This window comes from Sporosarcina sp. FSL W7-1283 (assembly GCF_038003105.1).
GTDB classification, from domain to species: Bacteria; Bacillota; Bacilli; order Bacillales_A; family Planococcaceae; genus Sporosarcina; species Sporosarcina newyorkensis.
Window position 1 is genome coordinate 2,060,124 of record NZ_JBBOOL010000001.1, and the last position, 19,610, is coordinate 2,079,733.

Genomic DNA, 19,610 nt, shown 5'->3' on the forward strand with positions numbered 1-19,610 from the left:
TTTTATTGTTTAGACGACTTGAAATTTGTTTTCTGTCTATTATAATAACTATATGATCCAATATTTAAAACCAGTGTACCGAATTTCGGAACTTTAGGAGTTGTGATAATGAAGAAAGAAACGAATAACGCACTTATTAAACCATTGGGAGATTCGGCCCTGATTGTCCAGTTAGGTGAAGGGATCGACCCTTCCATTCACAAATTAGTAGGCGAGTTGACTAGATTGCTGGAGATTCATCCATTTAACGGCTATATCGAGTCCGTTCCTGCGTACACCAGTTTAACTGTTTACTATAATCCTTACATTGTGCATCAGTCGATTACTGATGGATTGCCAAAAAGTCCATTTCGATATGTTAGCGTTTACATGGAAAACTTAGTTCAGAAAATCGGTAAACAACCAGGTTCCGAAGAAAAACTCGTCACGATTCCTGTTGTTTACGGCGGTGAGTATGGACCAGACTTAGAATATGTTGCGAGCCATCATGGGCTGAGTCCCGATGAAGTAATCGAAATTCACTCAAAAAATGAATATTTAGTATATATGATTGGATTTGCTCCTGGTTTTCCTTTCTTGGGCGGCATGGATGAGCGAATTGCCACTCCGCGCAAGGAAACACCCAGAACTTCTATTCCTGCGGGTTCTGTAGGAATCGCAGGGTTGCAAACAGGAGTTTATCCTTTAGAAACGCCTGGGGGTTGGCAAATTATCGGCCGGACTCCTGTCGATCTTTTCCTTCCCGATCAGCAACCTCCGACATATCTGCAGGCAGGATATAAAATACGCTTCAAGTCTATTTCCGTTAGGGAGTACACTAGAATAAAGGAGTTGAAATCATGAGTTTCCAAGTAGTTCATCCCGGTCTTTTGACGACTATACAAGACTTGGGAAGATACGGTTCACAAAAATACGGTGTCATCGTGGGCGGCGCAATGGACAGCTATTCGCTTCGCATCGCAAACTTACTCGTAGGAAATGATGAAGGTGAAGGCACTCTGGAAATGACATTGGTAGGCTGCACGCTTCTCTTCGAAAGGGATCTTCTAATAGCAATTACTGGCGGTGATTTAATGCCGGCTGTAGATGACAAAGAAGTACCAATGTGGCGTCCTGTATTAGTCCGAAAAGGCTCCTTGCTCTCCTTTAAATCGGCAAGAAAAGGATGCCGTGCATATATTGCGTTTGCTGGTGGTTTAGTTGTCCCTAAAGTTATGGGGAGTAAAAGTACATATGTCCGAGCTGGGATTGGTGGCTTCTTAGGAAGAGCATTGAAAAAAGGGGACAGCCTATCCTGCGGTGAACTAAATGCAACGAGCCGATCATTTGTGCAACAATTATCTAAGTTGCAACGCCACTTTGCATGGAGCGTTAACCATGAAACAATCATTCGTCTTGGTCAAGCGCAAACTATTCGTATCACGGAAGGCGCAGAGTATGATCAATTTGAAGAAATGAGTAAACAAAGGCTAATTGAGGAACTATTTGTATTGACAAATTCATCCGATCGAATGGGATATCGCTTGGAAGGTCCGCCCCTTGCATTAAGTGAAAAAACCGAGCTTTTGTCTGAAGGTGTCACTTATGGAACGATACAAATCCCTCCTAACGGACAGCCCATTATTTTAATGGCAGATCGGCAAACGACTGGTGGTTATCCGAAGATCGCACAAATTATTTCGGTCGATTTACCGAGTTTAGCGCAACTGCGGCCACGAGGGACCATCCAGTTTGAAGTGATTTCAATTGAGGAAGCAGAAAATGAACTATGGAAAAACGAACAAATTATCGCAAGCCTCAAAATAGGGATTCAGTTAAAGGTTTGACAGGGTCAAGTGCAACGTTACTTTGGCTCGATTCACCGCTTCTCTCACCTTTCATATGAGTAAAAGCTGCCATTGAAAGTTTTTCTAACATTCAAGGCAGCTCCTTCAAGGCACTAGCCATCGTGGCCTAATTGCATTGATATTTTTTTTGCCGCTTCTAGCGTTTTTTCCGCAAAATATTGAATCTTTTCTCCTTGATAATTTGCTTCGATCCCTGCAACACTGATTCCCGCAATGACATCTCCTTTATGGTCAAAGATAGGAGCTGCGATCGCGGATGTATGGTTTTCCAATTCAGAATGACTGACAGTATACCCATCTATTCTTGCTTGATTAATCGTTTCTCGAAGTTGTGTTTCATCTGTAATAGAGCCCCTGCCAAAAGATGTCAGCTCAATTGAATCAAGATAGTCATCAATTTCCGTATCAGGTAAGAATGAAAGAATGGCACGAGAACAGGCTCCGGCGTATAAAGGACTTCTTCTTCCTATCGCTGTGTAAAGCCGAACTTTCTGGTGTGTATCAATTTTTTCTATGTAAATGGCTTCATCATTTTGTTTTATGATAAGATTCACCGCTTCATTCACTTCTTGATGAAGAGCCTGCATGATCGGATACGCGATGGCACGAATATTCATCCTAGAAGAGACCAAATGACCGAACTTCAGAAATATAAGTCCCAATCGATATTTTGAATCCTCCCCCTTCACGAGAAAACCCATTTCCTCAAGTGACCGAAGCATGCGGTAAACAGATGTTTTTGGGATACCCGAGTAATCTATGATTTCTTGAAATGTCAGTTCAGCATGGTTAATGAATAGGTTTAAGACATCCATTGATCGAACCACTGTTTTGTTTTTATTATCCAATACAATTCCTCCGATGTTCTTACATAGTTTATTAGGTATTAGTTAATATCTTAATCTTTTAGTGTCTATCCTTTACTTTAATTTGTATTTTGCAAATGAGCAACAATGAAATTTGTCCGATAAGAAGGCTGAAGAGGTTTCACCTTGTTGGTGCACATCAAAAAACCCTTTTCTTCTAGATAGAAAGAAAGGGCTGGAAATTCTGTTTTATGATTTTTAAAAAATGTTAATTTTATTCCAACATACAAGAAATTGTGTCTTGCATGTTATGTTTATAGAGCTCCATGAGAAGTTATAGGATGGAGTTGTCCATTAATAGCAAATGAAACTCTTCCCGTTTCTTCAGATACTACAAGTACAAGCGCGTCGCTTCGTTCGGATAATCCTAAAGCAGCACGATGTCGGGTACCCAGCTTTTTGTCACCTGTAAATCTGTCTGATAACGGCAGAACATTTGTCGCTGAAACGATGTGATTAAAGTTCACCATCACAGCTCCATCATGAAGTGGATTACCGGGGAAAAAAATTGATTCCAATAAAGTGTGAGTTAATTCTGCGCCTATCGGTATTCCTGATGTCACCAAAGATTCAAGAGGATCTTCACGCTGAATTACAATTAATCCGCCATGTCTTCGCTTAGACATATTTTGAATGCACTGTGATATCTCCGGATACTTTTCTGTAAACGAAGACAAATAACAGTTCAAATAAAAAGTAGCCGCTCTCATTTCAATGCTTAAAAAAGCCTCTTTAATTTCCTCGAAATCTCCAAGTACACAGAAATTTTCATCGTTCATTACTTCGACATTCTTTTGTAGTGCCGTAATAACTTGGCGAATATCTTCGGTTAATGTTCTCTTCATCGGTGTAAAATCACAATTCAAATTATCCATGGAGACACACCTCCCCTTTATTCCCAATAGCGTACGTAAAGTTTGTCCAGATAAAAAATTTTTATTCATTGAATCAGGTAAAGTCTTTACGAATAAAGGAATGGTTATTGTCGCCTACATCAAAGCATGCTTCGCACCGTGTTGATCTAAATCGAAACAGTATTGGGTATCTATAATGTTAAATAGATAAAAGAATATAGTTTTTTAATAATTCATACGTGTTTCAGCAAACATGAGTATGTAAACTTTCTCACAGGCCCTCTTCATTTTTCAGCCGCGAGAAAGCACCTCTTTGATACGTTGATCGTACCAAAGAGGTGCTGCGTTCGATTATGCATTATTTGATTGGGGATTTTCCTTTTCCCAACATTATTAACTTAGCACTATTTTTTATTCCTCCATTACTACAGTTGCTTCAATCTCTATTAAAAATTCCGGAAGCGCCAGTCCCGTCACACCAACTATTGTTTGGGAGGGCGGAGGGGTATCTCCAAAGTACTTTGCGGTTACGCTTCCTATTATCTCGTATTCATTCGGCTGGGTGGTAAAGATTGTTGTCTTCGCAATATGATCCCAAGTTGCTCCTATTTCATGTAATGCTTGTTCAATATTTTGATAGACCATATCTGTTTGTTTCGTTAGATCACCCACTTCCACCACTTGCAAATTTTTATCCCATGCTACTTGACCGGCAATAAACACAATTTTATTCCCTTTAGGGATCGTGACATGCGTATATCCAATTGGAGCGTGGATCGAACTTGGATTAATAATTTCGCGTTGCAAACTTTGCATTGGGCTCCCCCTCTGTCATTGTCAGGTAGTAGTACATGAAATTATTATGAACACTTAAACATTTAAGTCACACAAGGACCCTTCAAATACAAACGACTTATTTAAAAAAACCAGCCGGCGGTAAGTTGAAATTCGCCGCTATTGTCTTTGTTTGCGTATATTCACTTAAGGCTTCCTTGCCATATTCTCTTCCTACGCCACTGTCTTTGTAACCTCCAAAAGGGGCTCCTGTTTGGAAGTTAAAATATTGATTAATCCAGACACTTCCAGCCTGCATTTTTTGTGCAGTATCCAATGCGGCCTTAAAATCATTCGTCATAATACCCGCCGCCAAACCGTACTCCACATCATTTGCTTCTTTAATGACCGCATCCACATCATTCCAACGCATAACAGTAATCACAGGCCCGAAAATCTCTTCTTGTGAAATTCTCATCTCATTCGTTGCTTCAAAAATCGTCGGTTCTATGAAGTAACCGTGTTCATTATTAGGAATAGTCACGCGGTTACCTCCCGCTAAAAGTTTTGCCCCTTCTTCTTTAGCGATATCAATATAGCCTAGTACACGTTTTCCCTGCTTTTCATTAATAAGCGCACTGACTCGAGTAGATGGATCTGTTGGATCGCCCACTTTAACTTCTTTTGCTCTTGCAACTAACTTCTCAACAAATTCATCATAAATATCATCATGGACAAATAAACGAGAACCTAGAATACAACTTTGTCCATTAAATAAGCAGTAACCTAGAGTAGTGTTTTCTACAGCATCGTCAATATTGACGTCTGGGAAGACGATATGCGGAGACTTTCCACCCAATTCAAGAGTTACCGGCAGCAGTCTTTCACCAGCTATCTTACCAACTAACCGGCCTACGCCTACACTGCCCGTAAAAGAAAGTTTATGAACATCCTTATGGTTAATAAGCGCATCTCCGGCCTCAATACCGTAACCTGTAACAAAGTTCACGACGCCTTTCGGTAGAATATCTTTAAGGATTTTAGCAAATTCCAAAGTAGATAAACTCGCATCTTCAGCGGGCTTCATGACAATTGTGTTACCTGCTGCAAGAGCAGGTGCCAGTTTGAAAGAAACCATTATCATCGGAACATTCCATGGAATAATTTGTGCACAAACACCTAAAGGATCTTTCTGTACAATCAACTGACCATTAGGAAGTGGTCTTGAAGTACCTTCATAAGTTAAAATCGCAGAAGCGAAGTATCGGAATTGTTTTACTGCAATATCATAATCTAGCCCAAATTCATTTATAGGACGGCCTGTATCTAAGCATTCAATCATAGACAATCGTGCTGTGTTTTCTTCTAGTGCGTCCGCAACTTTGTGAAGATATGCTGCACGTTCTTCCACTGATAGAGTTGACCATGTTTTAAATGCTTCATTTGCAGCCTTTACTGCAAGGTCCACATCTTCTTTATTCCCTCTAGCTATTTTGGACAGTACGGCACCGGTTGCTGGATTAATTGCATCAATATAACCATTTGCCGACTCAACAAATTCACCATTAATAAAAGAACCGTATTGGCTATCTAATGTGATTTCGTTTGTGTTTGCTTTAATTGTTTGCATATAAATCTCCTCCATTAATATAAAATCAACAATTTATTCTGGGGTTTATCTATTTTTTATCGGGTTTAAATTTAGCACTGTATTAAACTAAAGCAATGGCTCTAATTGGGCTTCCACTCCCATTTTCTATTTTTAACGGGGCCGCAATTAGGACCGCTCCTTTAGGCGGAAGCTTATCAACGTTCGTCAACTGTGCTAAACCATATTTATTTGCTTGGTGCATAATATGATGGCTTGGAAATGGAGGATCGAAAGTATGGGCAATCCCCGCATCAGTGCCTACTGTCTCTACACCTACTCCTAAAATATCGCGTTCGACAAGAAAACGGGATGCTTCCGGTGTAAATCCAGGCGTATGTGACAAACCATCTCTATCTGTATTGAAATATTTTTCACTGTTTAGATACTCCGCCCAACCCGTATATAGCAATACCCAGGAATGCTTAGGTATTTGTCCGAATTCTGCTTCGTATTCTTCTATATCTTCAACTGTTAAACAATAATCCGGGTTCTCTATACACTTTTTTTTAATATTAATGACTCGTGCTTCTCCAATCAGATTTTTTACTGGGATCTTATCTACACTTGCATTTTCTCTGCCTGTTACCCAATGATTCGGTGCATCGAAATGTGTACCACAGTGCTCACCTGCGACAAAATCATTCCAATAGCATACAGGCCCTGTTTCATCGTATTTAGAAAGCTGTTTAAACTGAAAACCGCCCGTGTTCTTAAATGGTTCTGGAAGTTGAATTACTGGTGTATCTTCGTTCAATACTTGCGTCATATCTACGACTTCAATTGAATCATTTACAATACTTCCTAGTAATTGGCTTAATACGTGTGATTGATCATGCGATGTTTTGTGTAATACTTGCGATTGAACATCCATCCTATTACCCCCGTATCTTCCATTTAATATTTATTGCTTACTTCATTTTACATCTTATTGATTGTACAAGTCGTTAACCTGTTAACATTTTTGCAATTTTCAGCAAGATATTACTTTATTATTTTAGATGAATTGTAATGTCTTTTCCCTTAATTTTCTGACAGTCAACTTTTGAACTGTCTAGAATTAAGACACCGTTATTTCTGAGTTGTAAAAGTCTGTAGGAATTGGACCAAATACTCTGCGATGATAAAGCATTGGATCTTTTTCTTTTGATACTTTGAGATCGAGAACTTCTCCAATTAATACAATATGATCTCCCGCTTCAATTGCTTTAAATGTCTTACATTCAAACACGCCGAATACATCTTCAATTACAGGTAACCCATTTTCCGATAAACTCCACTTACATGTACTGAAACGATCTGCGTGCTTGCTGGCGAATACTTTACAAAGTTCTTGTTGCTCTCCGGCTAATACATGCACTGCGAATTTCCCGCCTTCTGTAAATTCTTTAAGCGAAGAAACGCCACGGTCAATCGACCAAAGAAGCATTAGGGGATCTAATGATACGGAAGCAAATGAATTTACCGTCAGTCCAACTGGCGTTCCATCCTCTGACACAGTCGTCAAAATTGTTACTCCTGTTGGATAATTGCCCATGATTTTTTTGAATATATCTTGTTTCCGCTCTTTCGCCATATCATTTCTCTCCTTTTTTTGTCAATAGAATAATTAGCATTTCGAATATAAAGCTTATAGTCTAAAACTATTAATGATATGTTATTCATTAGGTTTTAATTCAAGAAAATTAATTCATTTTATATGATGAGCTGCCAAATAACCAGACGTTCCTCCAAGACCAGGTCCCGGGTGAGTTGATGCGCCAATATGGTACAGATTCTTCACAGGTGTATCATGTTTTGTGTATTTTGAAGAAGGTCTCCATAACAGTAATTGATCTATAGAAGCGACGCCAGAATAGGGATCTCCCCCAACTAAATTTCGATTAGCCGATTCTAACTGTACTGGCGATATAATTTTCCTATTTATTATTGCTTCTTTGAAATTTGGAGCATGTTGCACAATACGCTTCTCGATACGATCCACATAGGCTTCTAAAACCTCTTTCGTATATCCATTAGTTGTGACGATCTCTCCTAATGCATCTCCTTTTAGGACGTGTGGCATTTCTAGCAACTGAATCCACAAAGTGTGTTTTCCATCTGGGGCACGACTCGGATCAAATGCAGTATGCTGACCGACCGCTATCGTTCCTTCTTTCGGCAGCAGTCCATTGTAAGCTTCATTTACTGATTGACTTACCCCTTCAACGCCGCTTGTTAAATTGATCATTGCGACCTTATTTAGCTCGGGATTTTCCCAATTTAAAGATGTATCTAAAGCATAATGAATTTGCATTGCTGCATTGCCATAATCATAATTTCTCACATCTGATTGTAAAGACTTAGGTAATGGCGTATCTTGTAACAGTTCTTGATACAATTGATGAGGCGTGACATTTGCTAGAACATATTTGGATTTATACTCCTTTTCCTCTGTTTTAGCCCCTTTTATCACGCCGTTTTCGACTATTAAATTTTTGACATCGGCATTGGTGATGAATTTCCCATTATTATTTTCTACTATCTTCATTAGTGCCTTGACCAGCTGATCTCCTCCCCCTTTAGGGATTGGCATTCCTGCAGCCTCCAGAGAGAATACGAGTACTTGCATCATAATATTTCCTGCTGCATCATTCGGACCCAAGCCTGTATGCAAAATCCAAGGAGCGAAAAGAGCTTTAATTAAATCACTCTCAAAATACTGATCAAGTAACTTATCAGCAGACTTTATCATCGAACCAACTTCCCTTTTAAATTCCTTGAGCCCCTTTTTTCTTGCCGTTTTTACTAAAGTCCGAATAGAAGACCAAGATAAAGGCTCATTTGACAACATATGAAATACAAATTCAGAATTACCCTCAAAATTACTCATCAATTCAGCGTATCGATCGCCATCCCCAGCTGCCAATTGATTAAGGGTCTGTATATTCTTTTTTCGATCAGTATATAAGACAGCACTTTGATTATTAGGTAAAATTACCCCAGTTGGAACATCTGTATTGACATATTCAAGCCCATATTTCTCCAAGTCTTCCTTAAGCTCTGCATAAGCAGGACCAGTTACAAACAATGGATGCCATCCCGAAAATACATCTGTCTTAAAACCAGGCGCTATCAGTTCTTCGGTCTTAATACAACCGCCAATCCAATCATTTCTTTCTAATACAACAACTTTATGCCCCTTTTTGGACAATATAGCTGCTGCAGTCAATGAGTTGATACCACTGCCTATAATTATTGAATCAAAACTTTCCACCTGAATCACTCCTACTATTCACACGATATTTTCTATCAAATGGAACAATTTTATACTTTCTTCTTTTTCGGTGCTACTCCCCAACGCTTAATCCAATTTGGTGTGAGATCGAATTGGTCTAAAACACGGCCAATCGTTTGATCAACAATGTCATCTATTGTTTGAGGTTTATTATAAAATGCAGGTACAGGCGGAAAAATAACTGCTCCCGCAAGTGCTGCTGTTTCCATATTTCGAATATGAATTAAATTTAATGGAGATTCTCTAGCCAAAAGAATCAATTTTTTTCTCTCTTTTAAAATCACATCCGCTGATCTTGTAATCAAATTAGAGGTCATACCTGTTGCGATTTCTGCTAATGACTTCATACTACAAGGGGCAATGATCATTCCATCAACGCGAAATGAACCGGACGATATGGATGCAGCAAGATTATCATTTTCATAATGAACCGTCGCTATTTTTTTTACGTCATCCAAATGATAAGAAGTCTCTACTTGCATTGTCTTTTCTCCCCATTTACTAATAATTAAATGAGTTTCTACATCCAATTCTTTTAATTTTTCTAACATACGTATGCCGTATATTGCACCAGAACCCCCAGTAATTCCAATAACAATGCGCTTTTCTTCCATTTTATCTCCTCTTTTTCACAATTTTTTCACAATAATATTTCTTTATTCTTCGATATCGTAATTTTCTAGCATAACCTCTTTCATATCAAGGCGCTGAAATTCCCAAGGGCGTGGGTATGGGGCCGTAGCATCAATGCCAATTTTCGTGCCTATTCCGTCATTTGTTATTGGATTCAATTCATGTCCGCGGGCATCAGGTATAAGGATCATATCTCTTTCTGGATCATGACGTGTAGCTAAAGCCCACTCTATATCTTCGGGATCATAAATATTTACATCCTCATCTACTATGGTCACCCGACGCAATGGTGGAAACGCAGCGAACGTGGCCATAATTGCATTTTTTTGTACCCCTTCACTACTTTTTTTAATTTGAACATTTGCATGATAAAATCCGCAGCCGCCATATGATAAATACACGTCTATAACGTCAGGGACCATACTAGAAACTTTTTGATATACGCTCGCTTCAGCCATTAAACCGACAGCATTATAAACTTCCTTACCAGGCATAATCGTATGAAAAATTGGTTGTTTTCTGCGAGTTACAGCTTTGACATTAACAACCCATCGATCGTCCGCTGCAGCATAATATCCAGTAACTTCGGCAGCAGGTCCTTCGTTTTCTCGAATATGAGGCAGGATTTCTGCCTCAATTACATACTGCGCATCCGCTACACCTTCTACATTAACAGTTTGGGAACGAAGCAATCTTAACGGCTCCCCCAATAATTGTGAGGCAACCCCTAGTTCATCGGCATCAATAGGTGCGGCACTACTTGGCGTAGTAGATGCAAAGTGAACAGGAAGACCTACTCCATTATTAATCGTAATTTCCAAAGGTTTATTCATTTTTTCAGCTCGCTCATAGTAATCTCGTAAATGTCTTCCCATATCCATCAGCATCGTCATCCTATTTGGTCCTGTGACCATCAAACGTTGTATGGATGCGTTCCGTACTCCCGTTTCCGGGTCCTTTGCAATAAGTACACAGGAATCTAAATAGGGACCACCATCCTGAAGGCCATGGGTTGGGATTGGGATATCTTTTAATAAATTTTCTTTATTTTTAATGATTACTTCATTTGCTGGTCCGTTCTCAACGACTATTGGTTCAATCGGGTTTTTACTCCACTTCTCTATTGAATCTGCAGTCAAGAAAGGTAAGTCTTTTTCTTTAACGTTGAAAATTTCTGCTAGCACCTCTCGATTCCAGTACAAACCTGTCAATAATGAAACATCTGTGTTCTTAAGTTTTTCAAATAAAACAGCTTTTCCACCATCAAACCTTGTCGCAATACCTGCCATTTCATGTTTAATATCTACTGGAGATTTCACACGAACAAGCATTTTCTTTTCCTTTAGTAACTGGACAACGCCTTGTAAATCAGCAACATTTCTTTTCGCAAGATTAGAATTGTAGGTAGGAGTGGTTATTTTACCCGCTAATTCCACATTCTCTTCTACAGTTTTCGTCATTTCTTCCACCTCTTATATTTTTTATCAATTCAGTAGTGATCTAGTTAAATATTTTCATGTTTTTACGAAAGTTCATGTAAGCGATTTAGCTACAAAACGAATAATACAATTTCAGGAAACATTGTTAATATGGCTATACAAAGTACATAAGCAATTACAAATGGAACAATCCCAATAAATATCTTTTCTATCGGAACGTCTGCCCTCAATCCTTTAACAACAAAAACGTTTACTCCAACCGGTGGTGTTATTGCCCCCATACTTGTCACCATACATAAAACAACAGCAAACCAAACCGGATCATATCCTAGACTCATTGCTACAGGAAAAAAGATCGGAATAGAGATGATCAAGAATCCCATTGCATCCATTAGGGCACCACCGATTAGATAGATTAGCAGGATAGCTATCAGTATCAATACTGGTGCCACATTCAATGATCCAACCCAAGCAGCTACATCATAAGGCAAACGCGTTAAAGTAAGAAAGCGTCCAAAAACCATAGCACCTACAACTAACATCAGGACCATTGCCGAGGAACGTAATGAGCTCGATGTAGCGATGACCAATTTCTCCCAAGTTAGTTTCCGCATGACTAAAGACAATATGAGTGCTCCAAACGCTCCAATTGCACCCGATTCAGTTGGTGTAAACCAACCAAAAAACAAACCACCTATAACAAAGACAAACAATAAGAATATTGGAATAACACCTATCAAGGAATGAAATCTTTCACCCATTGCAGCTTTGGGTCCTGCTGGTCCAAGATCTGGATTTCGCTGACAAATATAAATAATCATTAATAGAAATAAAACCGTTAGCGTAATTCCAGGTATGAGGCTTGCAAAAAATAGGTCCTTAATTGATTGCTCTGTCTGGAGGGCGATGATAATTAAAACGGTACTAGGAGGGATTATGATCCCTAACGTACCGCCACCAGCAACACTTCCTGTACTCAACTTGTCATCGTAATTATATTTTTTCAATTCTGGGAATGCCATTGTACCCATCGTGGCTGCCGTCGCTGAATTAGAACCCGAGATCGCAGCAAATCCAGCACTTGCAAGTATTGTTGTAGAAGCCATTCCACCTTTATAATGTCCAACCCATTTGTAGGCTGATTGAAATAACTTTTCGGTTATGCCCGTTCGGAAGACGAGTTCTCCCATTAAGATAAATAACGGAATAACACTTAGGCTATAACTAGAAAGTTGATTCCATAAGTCTGCCGTCAATATTCCAAACGCTGCGGTCGGTGTTGACATAACAAGCAGACCCAAAAACCCAACAATAAACATTGAAAAACTAATTGGCATTTTTAAAAGCATAAGTAAAAAGAGAACTATGATCCCTAAAACTGCAATTAATGTGGGACTCATTGATGAGACCCCCTTTTCAAATCACGTATTAAATCAGTAACTAAGGCGAATAATAATCCGAAAAAACCTATCGCTAACAAGGTAACTAGTGGATAATAAGCTAATACTAATGTTTCAGAGACATTACCATTTCTTTTTAAATCCAACGAGTATAAGAATAATTGATAAAATACGACTGCGAAAAATACAATATTGACTATACTAATTATAATATTTACTAGTTTTTGTATAACGCTTGGTAATCTATCCATTACTAGGTCTAAAACAACGTGACCTTTGTATCGCTGGGTATGCCCTAAAGCAAAGGCTGTTGTAAGGGCGGCGAGCCACCCTACAACTTCTGTAGTTCCCATAAATGGAACAGAAAAGTTTCTTATAATTGAATTTCCTACAATCAGAAACATCATGGAAAATAATGAAATACCCGCCATTACAGCTAAAAAATTATTTAAATACACATTTGACTTATCTAACTTTTCTGTTAACTCCAGTCCTTTTGATGGTGTTTTAGCAATTACCTCCACTTATAAACACTCCTTTGTTAAAGTACTGATTACTGTATTTTTTTGGTTCTTTTAGCGCGTTTTTGGTCTGTGTTTAACCTGGTAAATAATTATTCATTACTGTATTTTTCTATCAACTCATACAGTCTCTCTTTGTACTCCTTGGCAGGTAATCCTTCCTTTTCTATTTTTTCAACATATTCATCCTGGATTGGTTCAATAATTTTATCCCATTTTTTTCTTTCTTCTTCTGACAAAGTGCTGGTTTCTGTTCCGTGTTCTTTATTACTCCATTCAATCGATTCTTGAATATTCTTATCATGGTACTCACCAGTGAAGATCGCCATCTCTTCTCCTAATTCATCAATGACTGATTTTACATCTTCAGGAAGTGAACTCCATTTATCTTTATTCATTACAGCGACAAATGTAGTAATATGCAAAGGGTAATCAGTAATATACTTTATATTTTCCGCCAAATGAAAATCTTTTAAGGTCTCGCGTGATGTAACAAAACCATCGATATTTCCTGTTTGCAATGCTTCTGGTACCTCGGCTTGAGACAGCCCAACAGGCGCTGCACCCAATTTTGAAGCTATTTCACTTATCGATCCGGCAATTCGTAACTTTTGACCACGCAGATCATCAGTCGTTTCAATTTTTTTTGCCGTTTGAATATAGGCTGGTTCAGTAGTGAATGCTGCAATAATTTTAAAATCATTGAACGCTTCTGGTGGAAACTCTTGAATTAGATCATAAACAGTTCGACTTGCGACATAGGCATTCGGATAATTAGAAGGTAAATCAGAGATTGTTAGCAACGGAAATTGGTTTGGTTCATAAGATGTTGCCGACAAGCCTATATCAGCTATCCCTTTTCTTACTCCATCATACGTATTGGATGCCTCTAATAAAGTGCCTCCTGGAAAAAGGTCTACTTTCACCTTTCCGTCAGTACGTTCAGACAATTCTTGTGCCCATTTTTCCATTTGTTTTGCTGGAAACGAGTTTTCTGAAGCAAAAAAAGAATAACTTAACGTGATCGCATCCGATGGGCCTTTAGTTTTCCCATTACTTCCCGAAGCATCTGTTTCATTTACGCATCCTGAAATAATTAAACCTACAATAGAAACAATAAATATTAAACTAATAATTCTTTTCAATAGTTAGCCACCTCATGTTTTAGATTTAATCAAATTTCTCTTCATTTGTTCTATTTATCTAGTTTCCTATTGCTATAACATCTCGAAAGCATAAGCATTCACTTTTTTTACTCCAGTATGAATACATGAGTGCACTTCTTTCCAAATTGGAATTCGCTCTTCAAAGCGTTCCGTTTTAAGTAGTTTGAATTGCTCGTAATTCAACACAGTAAAATCTTCAACAAATAAATTAGGTTGTTCAATTCCTTCGTATATTGAAAAACCATTCACTTGAAGACTTTGATAACGAGCTATAATCTTTTCGGTTAGTTCAATATATTGATTTCTTTTTTCAGGAATAACTTTGTATTCTATGAAAACCTTAATCTTATTCAATTAAATCCTCCTAAATCAAAAAGGAAGGAAATTGATCATCTTCAGCTAAGAAAATTTTCACCCTTCCTAGAATTCCATTTTTTCTTAACGTGCTAAATATCCTCCATCAACCGCTAATGAGGTTCCTGTAACAAATGAGGATTCATCTGATGCCAAAAACAAGATGGCATTTGCAATTTCTGAAGGATCTGCAGCCCTTAACATCGGTTGTGCTTCTCCTGCTCCATCCCAAAAGTCTTCAAGACTCACTATACCTTGGGTATGCTCTTCTGTAATTTGGTCTGTTTTTGTCGCACCCGGACATACAGCGTTTACACGTATACCTTCTGCTGCATAGCGTGTGGCTAGTGATTTTGCCATTTGGACTGCACCGGCTTTAGTAATATTATATAAAAACGTGCTCTTCCCCATCATTTCTTGACCAACGAAAGAGGAAATAGAACCAAGGTTTACAATTGACCCTTTTTCTTGTTTAACCATATGCGGGATCACTGCTCTAGCACATAAGTACATACTCTTTAAATTAATAGAAACACAACGATCAAAGTCATCTGGTGTCACATCTGTTATGTCTTCAATATAATGGATACCGGCATTATTGATGAGAATATCAATTTTGCCGTGCTTTTCTATCGCCATTTCACTTAATTGATTCGCGGTTTCTTCTTTTGATATATCTCCTTCGACAATAATATGGTCCTCACTATTATGAATCTCTTTTAATAATTCATTTAAGCGTTTTTTATTAATATCATTCAATATTAGCTTTGCACCATGATTGGCAAAATTTATAGCGGTTGCTTTACCAATCCCACTTCCAGCTCCGGTAATAATTGCTACCTTTTCTTGTAAACGTGTATTTAAATCGTTTGCCATTATTATCACTCCATTTGGGATATTTACCACTTCTACATACTTCTGATACTATAAAGCCCACTTAATATTAATAAAAAATTCTAGTTTAATTTACATTAAAACTTTTTGCTGTTTCCAAAACTGTACTAAGAAATTTGTAAGTTCACCTTTTCCAAATTTTAAACTACTTCCATTTCTTTCTTTGTTAATTGAACTCATAAGAAACATGAGGAATTCTAGTACTTGTTGACGACGCATTTCGACACTTTCTAGACTTTGTCTATAAAACCATTCATCGATGATATTATAGACACCTCTGTTCAATCCATAAGTTTCTTTACAATACTTAGCAAATAACAAGTCGGGAAGGTTCACAACAGATTGTTGTTTACGAACAGTCATAAATCTCACCTCTTTAAAGCAAAGTATTTATCATCTTAGAATGTACATTATTAGATAGGAATCTAAAAACACGACTTAAATTTCAGAAAGTATCGTTAAGAAATTTCATCGTAAATGTTTTAAAAAAGCCAGGTCTCAAAACCGAGACCTGTGTTCAAGATTAATAACGTGAATTTTTAACCATAGCGGTTTAGATTTCATTACTTGTCCTAAATGAAAATTAGCTAGTCGTCACAGGGGCAATTAACTTTTGTTTTGCCTGCAGAGGTGGTAGCGCATCTGCAGGATTGAGTCCCATAGTTAATAGTCCCACTTGATCAGCTGCAGCATCGATGTTCGGAGGCATTATTGGTGCTGTAGCGGCATCCCGAATCATTCTTTCTAAAGGTACTTTCTTCATTAAACTGGATGCTCCGCAGGCTATGGTCGCTGACTTTGCAGTATTAGATACAGCTTGTCCAATACTATTTTTTGCTTTAATAAACTCATAAAATGTTTCAATTCCCGCTCCGTAAGTATCGCTATGCCAGGCCGCATATTTTATAGCCAATTCTGATGCATGTAATTCAGATGCAATATTCCCAATTCGTCTCCTAATATCAGGATGATAAGCTTGTGACTGTGCATACCCTTTCGCCACTCGATTCTTCAAAAAACCTGAGGCAAAGTTTAATATACCAACGCCAATACCTAGGTAAACGGCAGCAAAACCACCGAATGACCAATTTGCACCCCGAATAATAAAGTCGTTTAAAAATTCATCTGTTTTATGCAATAGCAGCTCATCAGGGACAAATGTTCCATCATATTCAACAGTGTTACTTCTTGTAGCTCTCATCCCATGCATATCCCATACGTCGTGGATGGTTACGCCTTGCGCGTTTCCTTTATCAATAGGTACTAAAAAACCAATACTTGCCTGGAGATTTTCATCTCCTTCAGGATGAGCATATAAGTAAACATAATCACTAGATTCGACCATTGAACAAAATGCTTTTTTTCCGTGAAGTGTATACCCTCCTTCTACCTTTCTAGCTTCTAGTGAAGGTGTATAGGCACTTGCTAATAGACTTGAGGAATCTGGCTCTGACACTGATGTACACATAAGCTTTCCTTTTTCTATCGCTAATTTAGCCACCTTTCTTTTAACATTTTCAGGAATATCAGGATGTTGCAAAATAGATCCAGTTGCATTTGCATGCATATTAAACGAGTTTGCTGTTGAAGCACATCCTTGCGCCAGTTCGATAACGAAGGCTGTATATCCTAAGAACCCAACTCCTAATCCACCGTACTCTTTTGGAATAGCAACACCAAACAGTCCCGCTTCCTGCAATTTTTTATAGTTTTCTTCTGGAGCAGATCTATCTCTGTCATGTTCAGCAGCTCTTGTTGCGAAATCCTTAGCCAACTCCTTACCTAGATTTGCTACTCTTTTCTGTTCTTCATTAAGTTGTATACTCATAATTTTTCCTCCTTAGATTTCGACTGAGTAAATCAGTCATTAAATTTATTATTTGAGGTATGGGGCATTATTGATCCATTTCTAATAATTAAAGAAGATCATTGAAAGCGCTATCATTTATTCTTTTATTAATTAATTTCTTTGCAAACGCACTTGCTAATTTCAAGTTTATAAATATTAGAAAGATAGCACCTCCTTTAATTCCCTTGTGAGTTAATATTAACCTGATTTGTTTTTACAGACTATTAACTCATTAACATATTTGGCTAAATTTATCGTTATTTAGTTCTCATTGTCATTTAAACTGTGGGAATCCTCACGTCGACAACAGCAGTACGACCTTCCTTCACTATTTTAAAAGCTTCTTTTAATGCAGCTTTTAGCCCAGAAGGTTTCGTCACAGTTAAAGCAAACGCGTTACCCGCAGCTTCCGCTATTTTTGCTAAATCAGCAGGTGGATCAAAATTCACCCCAAACTGATCCATTGCATTTGCAATTCCGTCAGGATGTACGCCTAGTGTCGATAGTTTTGGAGATTTCCATCCAGTGTTGTTATAAATTACGGTTAGGAAAGGAGTGTCGTACTTTCTGGCCATCCAATGAACGACAGATGGAATACTAAACAGGTAAGACCCATCGCCCGTTAGGCTTACGACTGTTTTATCTGGGTTAGCCAATTTCATCCCAATAGCCGCTCCCCCGTTCCAACCTAATGATCCCGCCCCACTTCCATGGATGGTACCAGGTTGTCTAGGTCCAATATGTGTACAAATCGTTTTATAATTTGAAATACCTTCATTTAATACTATTGTGTCTTCATCGATAATTTCTCGGACACATGCAGTAAGATATTCCGGCGTAATTACATCTTCCATCGCTTCTTCCAAACGAAGATTCTCCGCTTTTTTCTCCTCATGAATATGGGTGATTTTTCTCTTGCGCTCTTGAATCGTTTCTTCACATATCTGCACACTAATTAAATGTTCATTTAGTTGTTGAAGCGCTACTTGTGTGTCAGCTTTAAAGAAACGTTTGGAAGGGATATACCATAAAGGCATTTCTTCCTTTAACGGATCCATATCAATATAATAAATTATCGCTTCTTCTGAAGGTTTATTTTTCAGAGGAATCCACGGCACATCGCTATCTAATACAAGAACCAGATCAGCTTCTGCAAGCATTTCATTCTGCTCTGCAGTATTCCATTGATGACCGCAATGCATCGGATGATCTGCCGGGAAATTCATTGCATTGGATACGGATTCAATTACAGGTATCGCTAAACGGTCGCTCAATAGCACAAGACCTTCTACTGCTTCTGGATTTCTTCCTAAATAGGATGTGATAATAAGTGGCCTTTTGGCCTTCGTTAAATCCTCTGCTATTTCCGCTATACCTTTCGGTGGAATTGCACTTGGAGATATTGGTTCCCAAAGATCTTTATTAATCGTTACAGGTTCAGTTTCCTCTTCCATCGCTTCACGCGGACCCATCAAATAAACTGGACCCCTAGGCTCACTTTTTGCGAATTGCAAAGCACGATGAACGAGTTGTTTAACATTTTTACCCGTGCGAATTTCGTTGTCATACTTCGAATAACCACGCATAATTCCACGTTGATCGAAGACGTCTTGAATCCAATGAATAAACTCATTTCTACTTCCTAGTAATTCGTTTTCTTGTGTATATGGAGATGCACCTGCAAAGACGAGAACAGGTATTCTTCCTTTGAATGCGTTATGAATTGCACCTCCAATGTTTTGCGTTCCACATTCCACATGAACTATCACGGCTTGTGGCTCTCCCGTTAACTGTGCATAGCCATGTGCTGCACTCATTGCCACCATTTCGTGAGGGCAAGTTATCAATTTAGGCAGTTCTCTATTTTCTTTTTGTGCTTGTGCTAAACCTTCAATCAATGCTGGGTGATCACTTCCCAAGTTGGCAAAAATGTATGATACCCCGGCCTCTTGCAATGATTCTAAAAATGCGGTACTTGTTGTATATTTGCTTCGTTGCCCATCCTTTTGGTTGTCCTGACTCTTTAAGGTTGTTGTGCTCTTTGTAGTCATCAAATAAACCCCTCTCTTTTTATGATTTTGTCCCTTA

General features: G+C 38.3%; 19 protein-coding genes. 2 read left to right on the forward strand and 17 right to left on the reverse strand.

Annotated elements, in window-relative coordinates; genetic code table 11:
* The first annotated feature begins 108 nt into the window (after positions 1-108).
* Both pxpB and MKY93_RS10195 read left to right on the forward strand, forming a co-directional pair.
* Complete coding sequence (gene pxpB, locus MKY93_RS10190; protein WP_340758979.1) at positions 109-843, forward strand: 5-oxoprolinase subunit PxpB; 735 nt, start codon at positions 109-111, stop codon at positions 841-843.
* A complete protein-coding gene (locus MKY93_RS10195; RefSeq protein ID WP_340758980.1) occupies positions 840-1,826 on the forward strand; it encodes a 5-oxoprolinase subunit C family protein in 987 nt (328 codons plus the stop codon). Before pxpB ends, MKY93_RS10195 begins: the two co-directional genes overlap by 4 nt.
* Before the next feature lie 113 nt (positions 1,827-1,939).
* Here MKY93_RS10195 and MKY93_RS10200 read toward each other — a convergent pair whose 3' ends face one another.
* The 17 genes from MKY93_RS10200 to MKY93_RS10280 form a co-directional block, all read right to left on the reverse strand.
* Complete coding sequence (locus MKY93_RS10200; protein ID WP_340758981.1) at positions 1,940-2,695, reverse strand: IclR family transcriptional regulator; 756 nt, start codon at positions 2,693-2,695, stop codon at positions 1,940-1,942.
* A 272-nt stretch (positions 2,696-2,967) separates the two neighbouring features.
* Positions 2,968-3,588: a sporulation-specific diadenylate cyclase CdaS gene (gene cdaS, locus MKY93_RS10205; protein ID WP_340758982.1), complete on the reverse strand. Its 621-nt coding sequence runs from the start codon at positions 3,586-3,588 to the stop codon at positions 2,968-2,970.
* A 390-nt stretch (positions 3,589-3,978) separates the two neighbouring features.
* Positions 3,979-4,383: a RidA family protein gene (locus MKY93_RS10210; protein ID WP_340758983.1), complete on the reverse strand. Its 405-nt coding sequence runs from the start codon at positions 4,381-4,383 to the stop codon at positions 3,979-3,981.
* A gap of 97 nt (positions 4,384-4,480) precedes the next feature.
* Entirely contained in the window at positions 4,481-5,971 is a 1,491-nt protein-coding gene (locus MKY93_RS10215) for an aldehyde dehydrogenase family protein (RefSeq protein ID WP_340758984.1), read from the reverse strand.
* Positions 5,972-6,053: 82 nt separating this feature from the next.
* On the reverse strand, positions 6,054-6,863 hold the full coding sequence (locus tag MKY93_RS10220) for a cyclase family protein (RefSeq protein WP_340758985.1): 810 nt from the start codon (positions 6,861-6,863) through the stop codon (positions 6,054-6,056).
* A gap of 186 nt (positions 6,864-7,049) precedes the next feature.
* Complete coding sequence (locus MKY93_RS10225; RefSeq protein ID WP_340758986.1) at positions 7,050-7,565, reverse strand: flavin reductase family protein; 516 nt, start codon at positions 7,563-7,565, stop codon at positions 7,050-7,052.
* Positions 7,566-7,679: 114 nt separating this feature from the next.
* Positions 7,680-9,245, reverse strand: coding sequence for a phytoene desaturase family protein (locus MKY93_RS10230; protein WP_340758987.1), 1,566 nt, complete (start codon positions 9,243-9,245; stop codon positions 7,680-7,682).
* Between the two features lie 50 nt (positions 9,246-9,295).
* Positions 9,296-9,880, reverse strand: a complete 585-nt coding sequence (locus MKY93_RS10235; RefSeq protein ID WP_340758988.1) for a UbiX family flavin prenyltransferase — start codon at positions 9,878-9,880, stop codon at positions 9,296-9,298.
* A 42-nt stretch (positions 9,881-9,922) separates the two neighbouring features.
* The gene (locus tag MKY93_RS10240; protein WP_340758989.1) at positions 9,923-11,359 is read right to left on the reverse strand and encodes a UbiD family decarboxylase; all 1,437 of its coding nucleotides are present in this window, start codon (positions 11,357-11,359) and stop codon (positions 9,923-9,925) included.
* An 89-nt stretch (positions 11,360-11,448) separates the two neighbouring features.
* Positions 11,449-12,738, reverse strand: coding sequence for a TRAP transporter large permease (locus MKY93_RS10245; protein WP_340758990.1), 1,290 nt, complete (start codon positions 12,736-12,738; stop codon positions 11,449-11,451).
* A complete protein-coding gene (locus MKY93_RS10250; protein ID WP_340758991.1) occupies positions 12,735-13,262 on the reverse strand; it encodes a TRAP transporter small permease in 528 nt (175 codons plus the stop codon). Before MKY93_RS10250 ends, MKY93_RS10245 begins: the two co-directional genes overlap by 4 nt.
* Positions 13,263-13,351: 89 nt before the next feature.
* Positions 13,352-14,404 (reverse strand): TRAP transporter substrate-binding protein, encoded by a 1,053-nt coding sequence (locus MKY93_RS10255; RefSeq protein ID WP_340758992.1) that lies wholly within the window; start codon positions 14,402-14,404, stop codon positions 13,352-13,354.
* 72 nt (positions 14,405-14,476) lie between these two features.
* On the reverse strand, positions 14,477-14,779 hold the full coding sequence (locus tag MKY93_RS10260; RefSeq protein WP_340758993.1) for a hypothetical protein: 303 nt from the start codon (positions 14,777-14,779) through the stop codon (positions 14,477-14,479).
* Between the two features lie 84 nt (positions 14,780-14,863).
* On the reverse strand, positions 14,864-15,655 hold the full coding sequence (locus MKY93_RS10265) for an SDR family NAD(P)-dependent oxidoreductase (protein ID WP_340758994.1): 792 nt from the start codon (positions 15,653-15,655) through the stop codon (positions 14,864-14,866).
* A gap of 90 nt (positions 15,656-15,745) precedes the next feature.
* Positions 15,746-16,036: a hypothetical protein gene (locus MKY93_RS10270; protein ID WP_340758995.1), complete on the reverse strand. Its 291-nt coding sequence runs from the start codon at positions 16,034-16,036 to the stop codon at positions 15,746-15,748.
* 220 nt (positions 16,037-16,256) lie between these two features.
* Entirely contained in the window at positions 16,257-17,501 is a 1,245-nt protein-coding gene (locus tag MKY93_RS10275; protein WP_340758996.1) for an acyl-CoA dehydrogenase family protein, read from the reverse strand.
* A 299-nt stretch (positions 17,502-17,800) separates the two neighbouring features.
* Positions 17,801-19,573: a thiamine pyrophosphate-requiring protein gene (locus MKY93_RS10280; protein WP_340758997.1), complete on the reverse strand. Its 1,773-nt coding sequence runs from the start codon at positions 19,571-19,573 to the stop codon at positions 17,801-17,803.
* Positions 19,574-19,610 lie beyond the last annotated feature (37 nt).

What these genes read in the sequence shown, in the direction of transcription:
- pxpB (WP_340758979.1), top strand. Translation starts at nt 109, where the DNA reads ATGAAGAAAGAAACGAATAACGCACTTATTAAACCATTGGGAGATTCG.
- MKY93_RS10195 (WP_340758980.1), top strand. Translation starts at nt 840, where the DNA reads ATGAGTTTCCAAGTAGTTCATCCCGGTCTTTTGACGACTATACAAGAC.
- cdaS (WP_340758982.1), bottom strand. Translation starts at nt 3,588, where the DNA reads ATGGATAATTTGAATTGTGATTTTACACCGATGAAGAGAACATTAACC.
- MKY93_RS10210 (WP_340758983.1), bottom strand. Translation starts at nt 4,383, where the DNA reads ATGCAAAGTTTGCAACGCGAAATTATTAATCCAAGTTCGATCCACGCT.
- MKY93_RS10215 (WP_340758984.1), bottom strand. Translation starts at nt 5,971, where the DNA reads ATGCAAACAATTAAAGCAAACACAAACGAAATCACATTAGATAGCCAA.
- MKY93_RS10220 (WP_340758985.1), bottom strand. Translation starts at nt 6,863, where the DNA reads ATGGATGTTCAATCGCAAGTATTACACAAAACATCGCATGATCAATCA.
- MKY93_RS10225 (WP_340758986.1), bottom strand. Translation starts at nt 7,565, where the DNA reads ATGGCGAAAGAGCGGAAACAAGATATATTCAAAAAAATCATGGGCAAT.
- MKY93_RS10235 (WP_340758988.1), bottom strand. Translation starts at nt 9,880, where the DNA reads ATGGAAGAAAAGCGCATTGTTATTGGAATTACTGGGGGTTCTGGTGCA.
- MKY93_RS10240 (WP_340758989.1), bottom strand. Translation starts at nt 11,359, where the DNA reads ATGACGAAAACTGTAGAAGAGAATGTGGAATTAGCGGGTAAAATAACC.
- MKY93_RS10245 (WP_340758990.1), bottom strand. Translation starts at nt 12,738, where the DNA reads ATGAGTCCCACATTAATTGCAGTTTTAGGGATCATAGTTCTCTTTTTA.
- MKY93_RS10265 (WP_340758994.1), bottom strand. Translation starts at nt 15,655, where the DNA reads ATGGCAAACGATTTAAATACACGTTTACAAGAAAAGGTAGCAATTATT.
- MKY93_RS10270 (WP_340758995.1), bottom strand. Translation starts at nt 16,036, where the DNA reads ATGACTGTTCGTAAACAACAATCTGTTGTGAACCTTCCCGACTTGTTA.
- MKY93_RS10275 (WP_340758996.1), bottom strand. Translation starts at nt 17,501, where the DNA reads ATGAGTATACAACTTAATGAAGAACAGAAAAGAGTAGCAAATCTAGGT.
- MKY93_RS10280 (WP_340758997.1), bottom strand. Translation starts at nt 19,573, where the DNA reads ATGACTACAAAGAGCACAACAACCTTAAAGAGTCAGGACAACCAAAAG.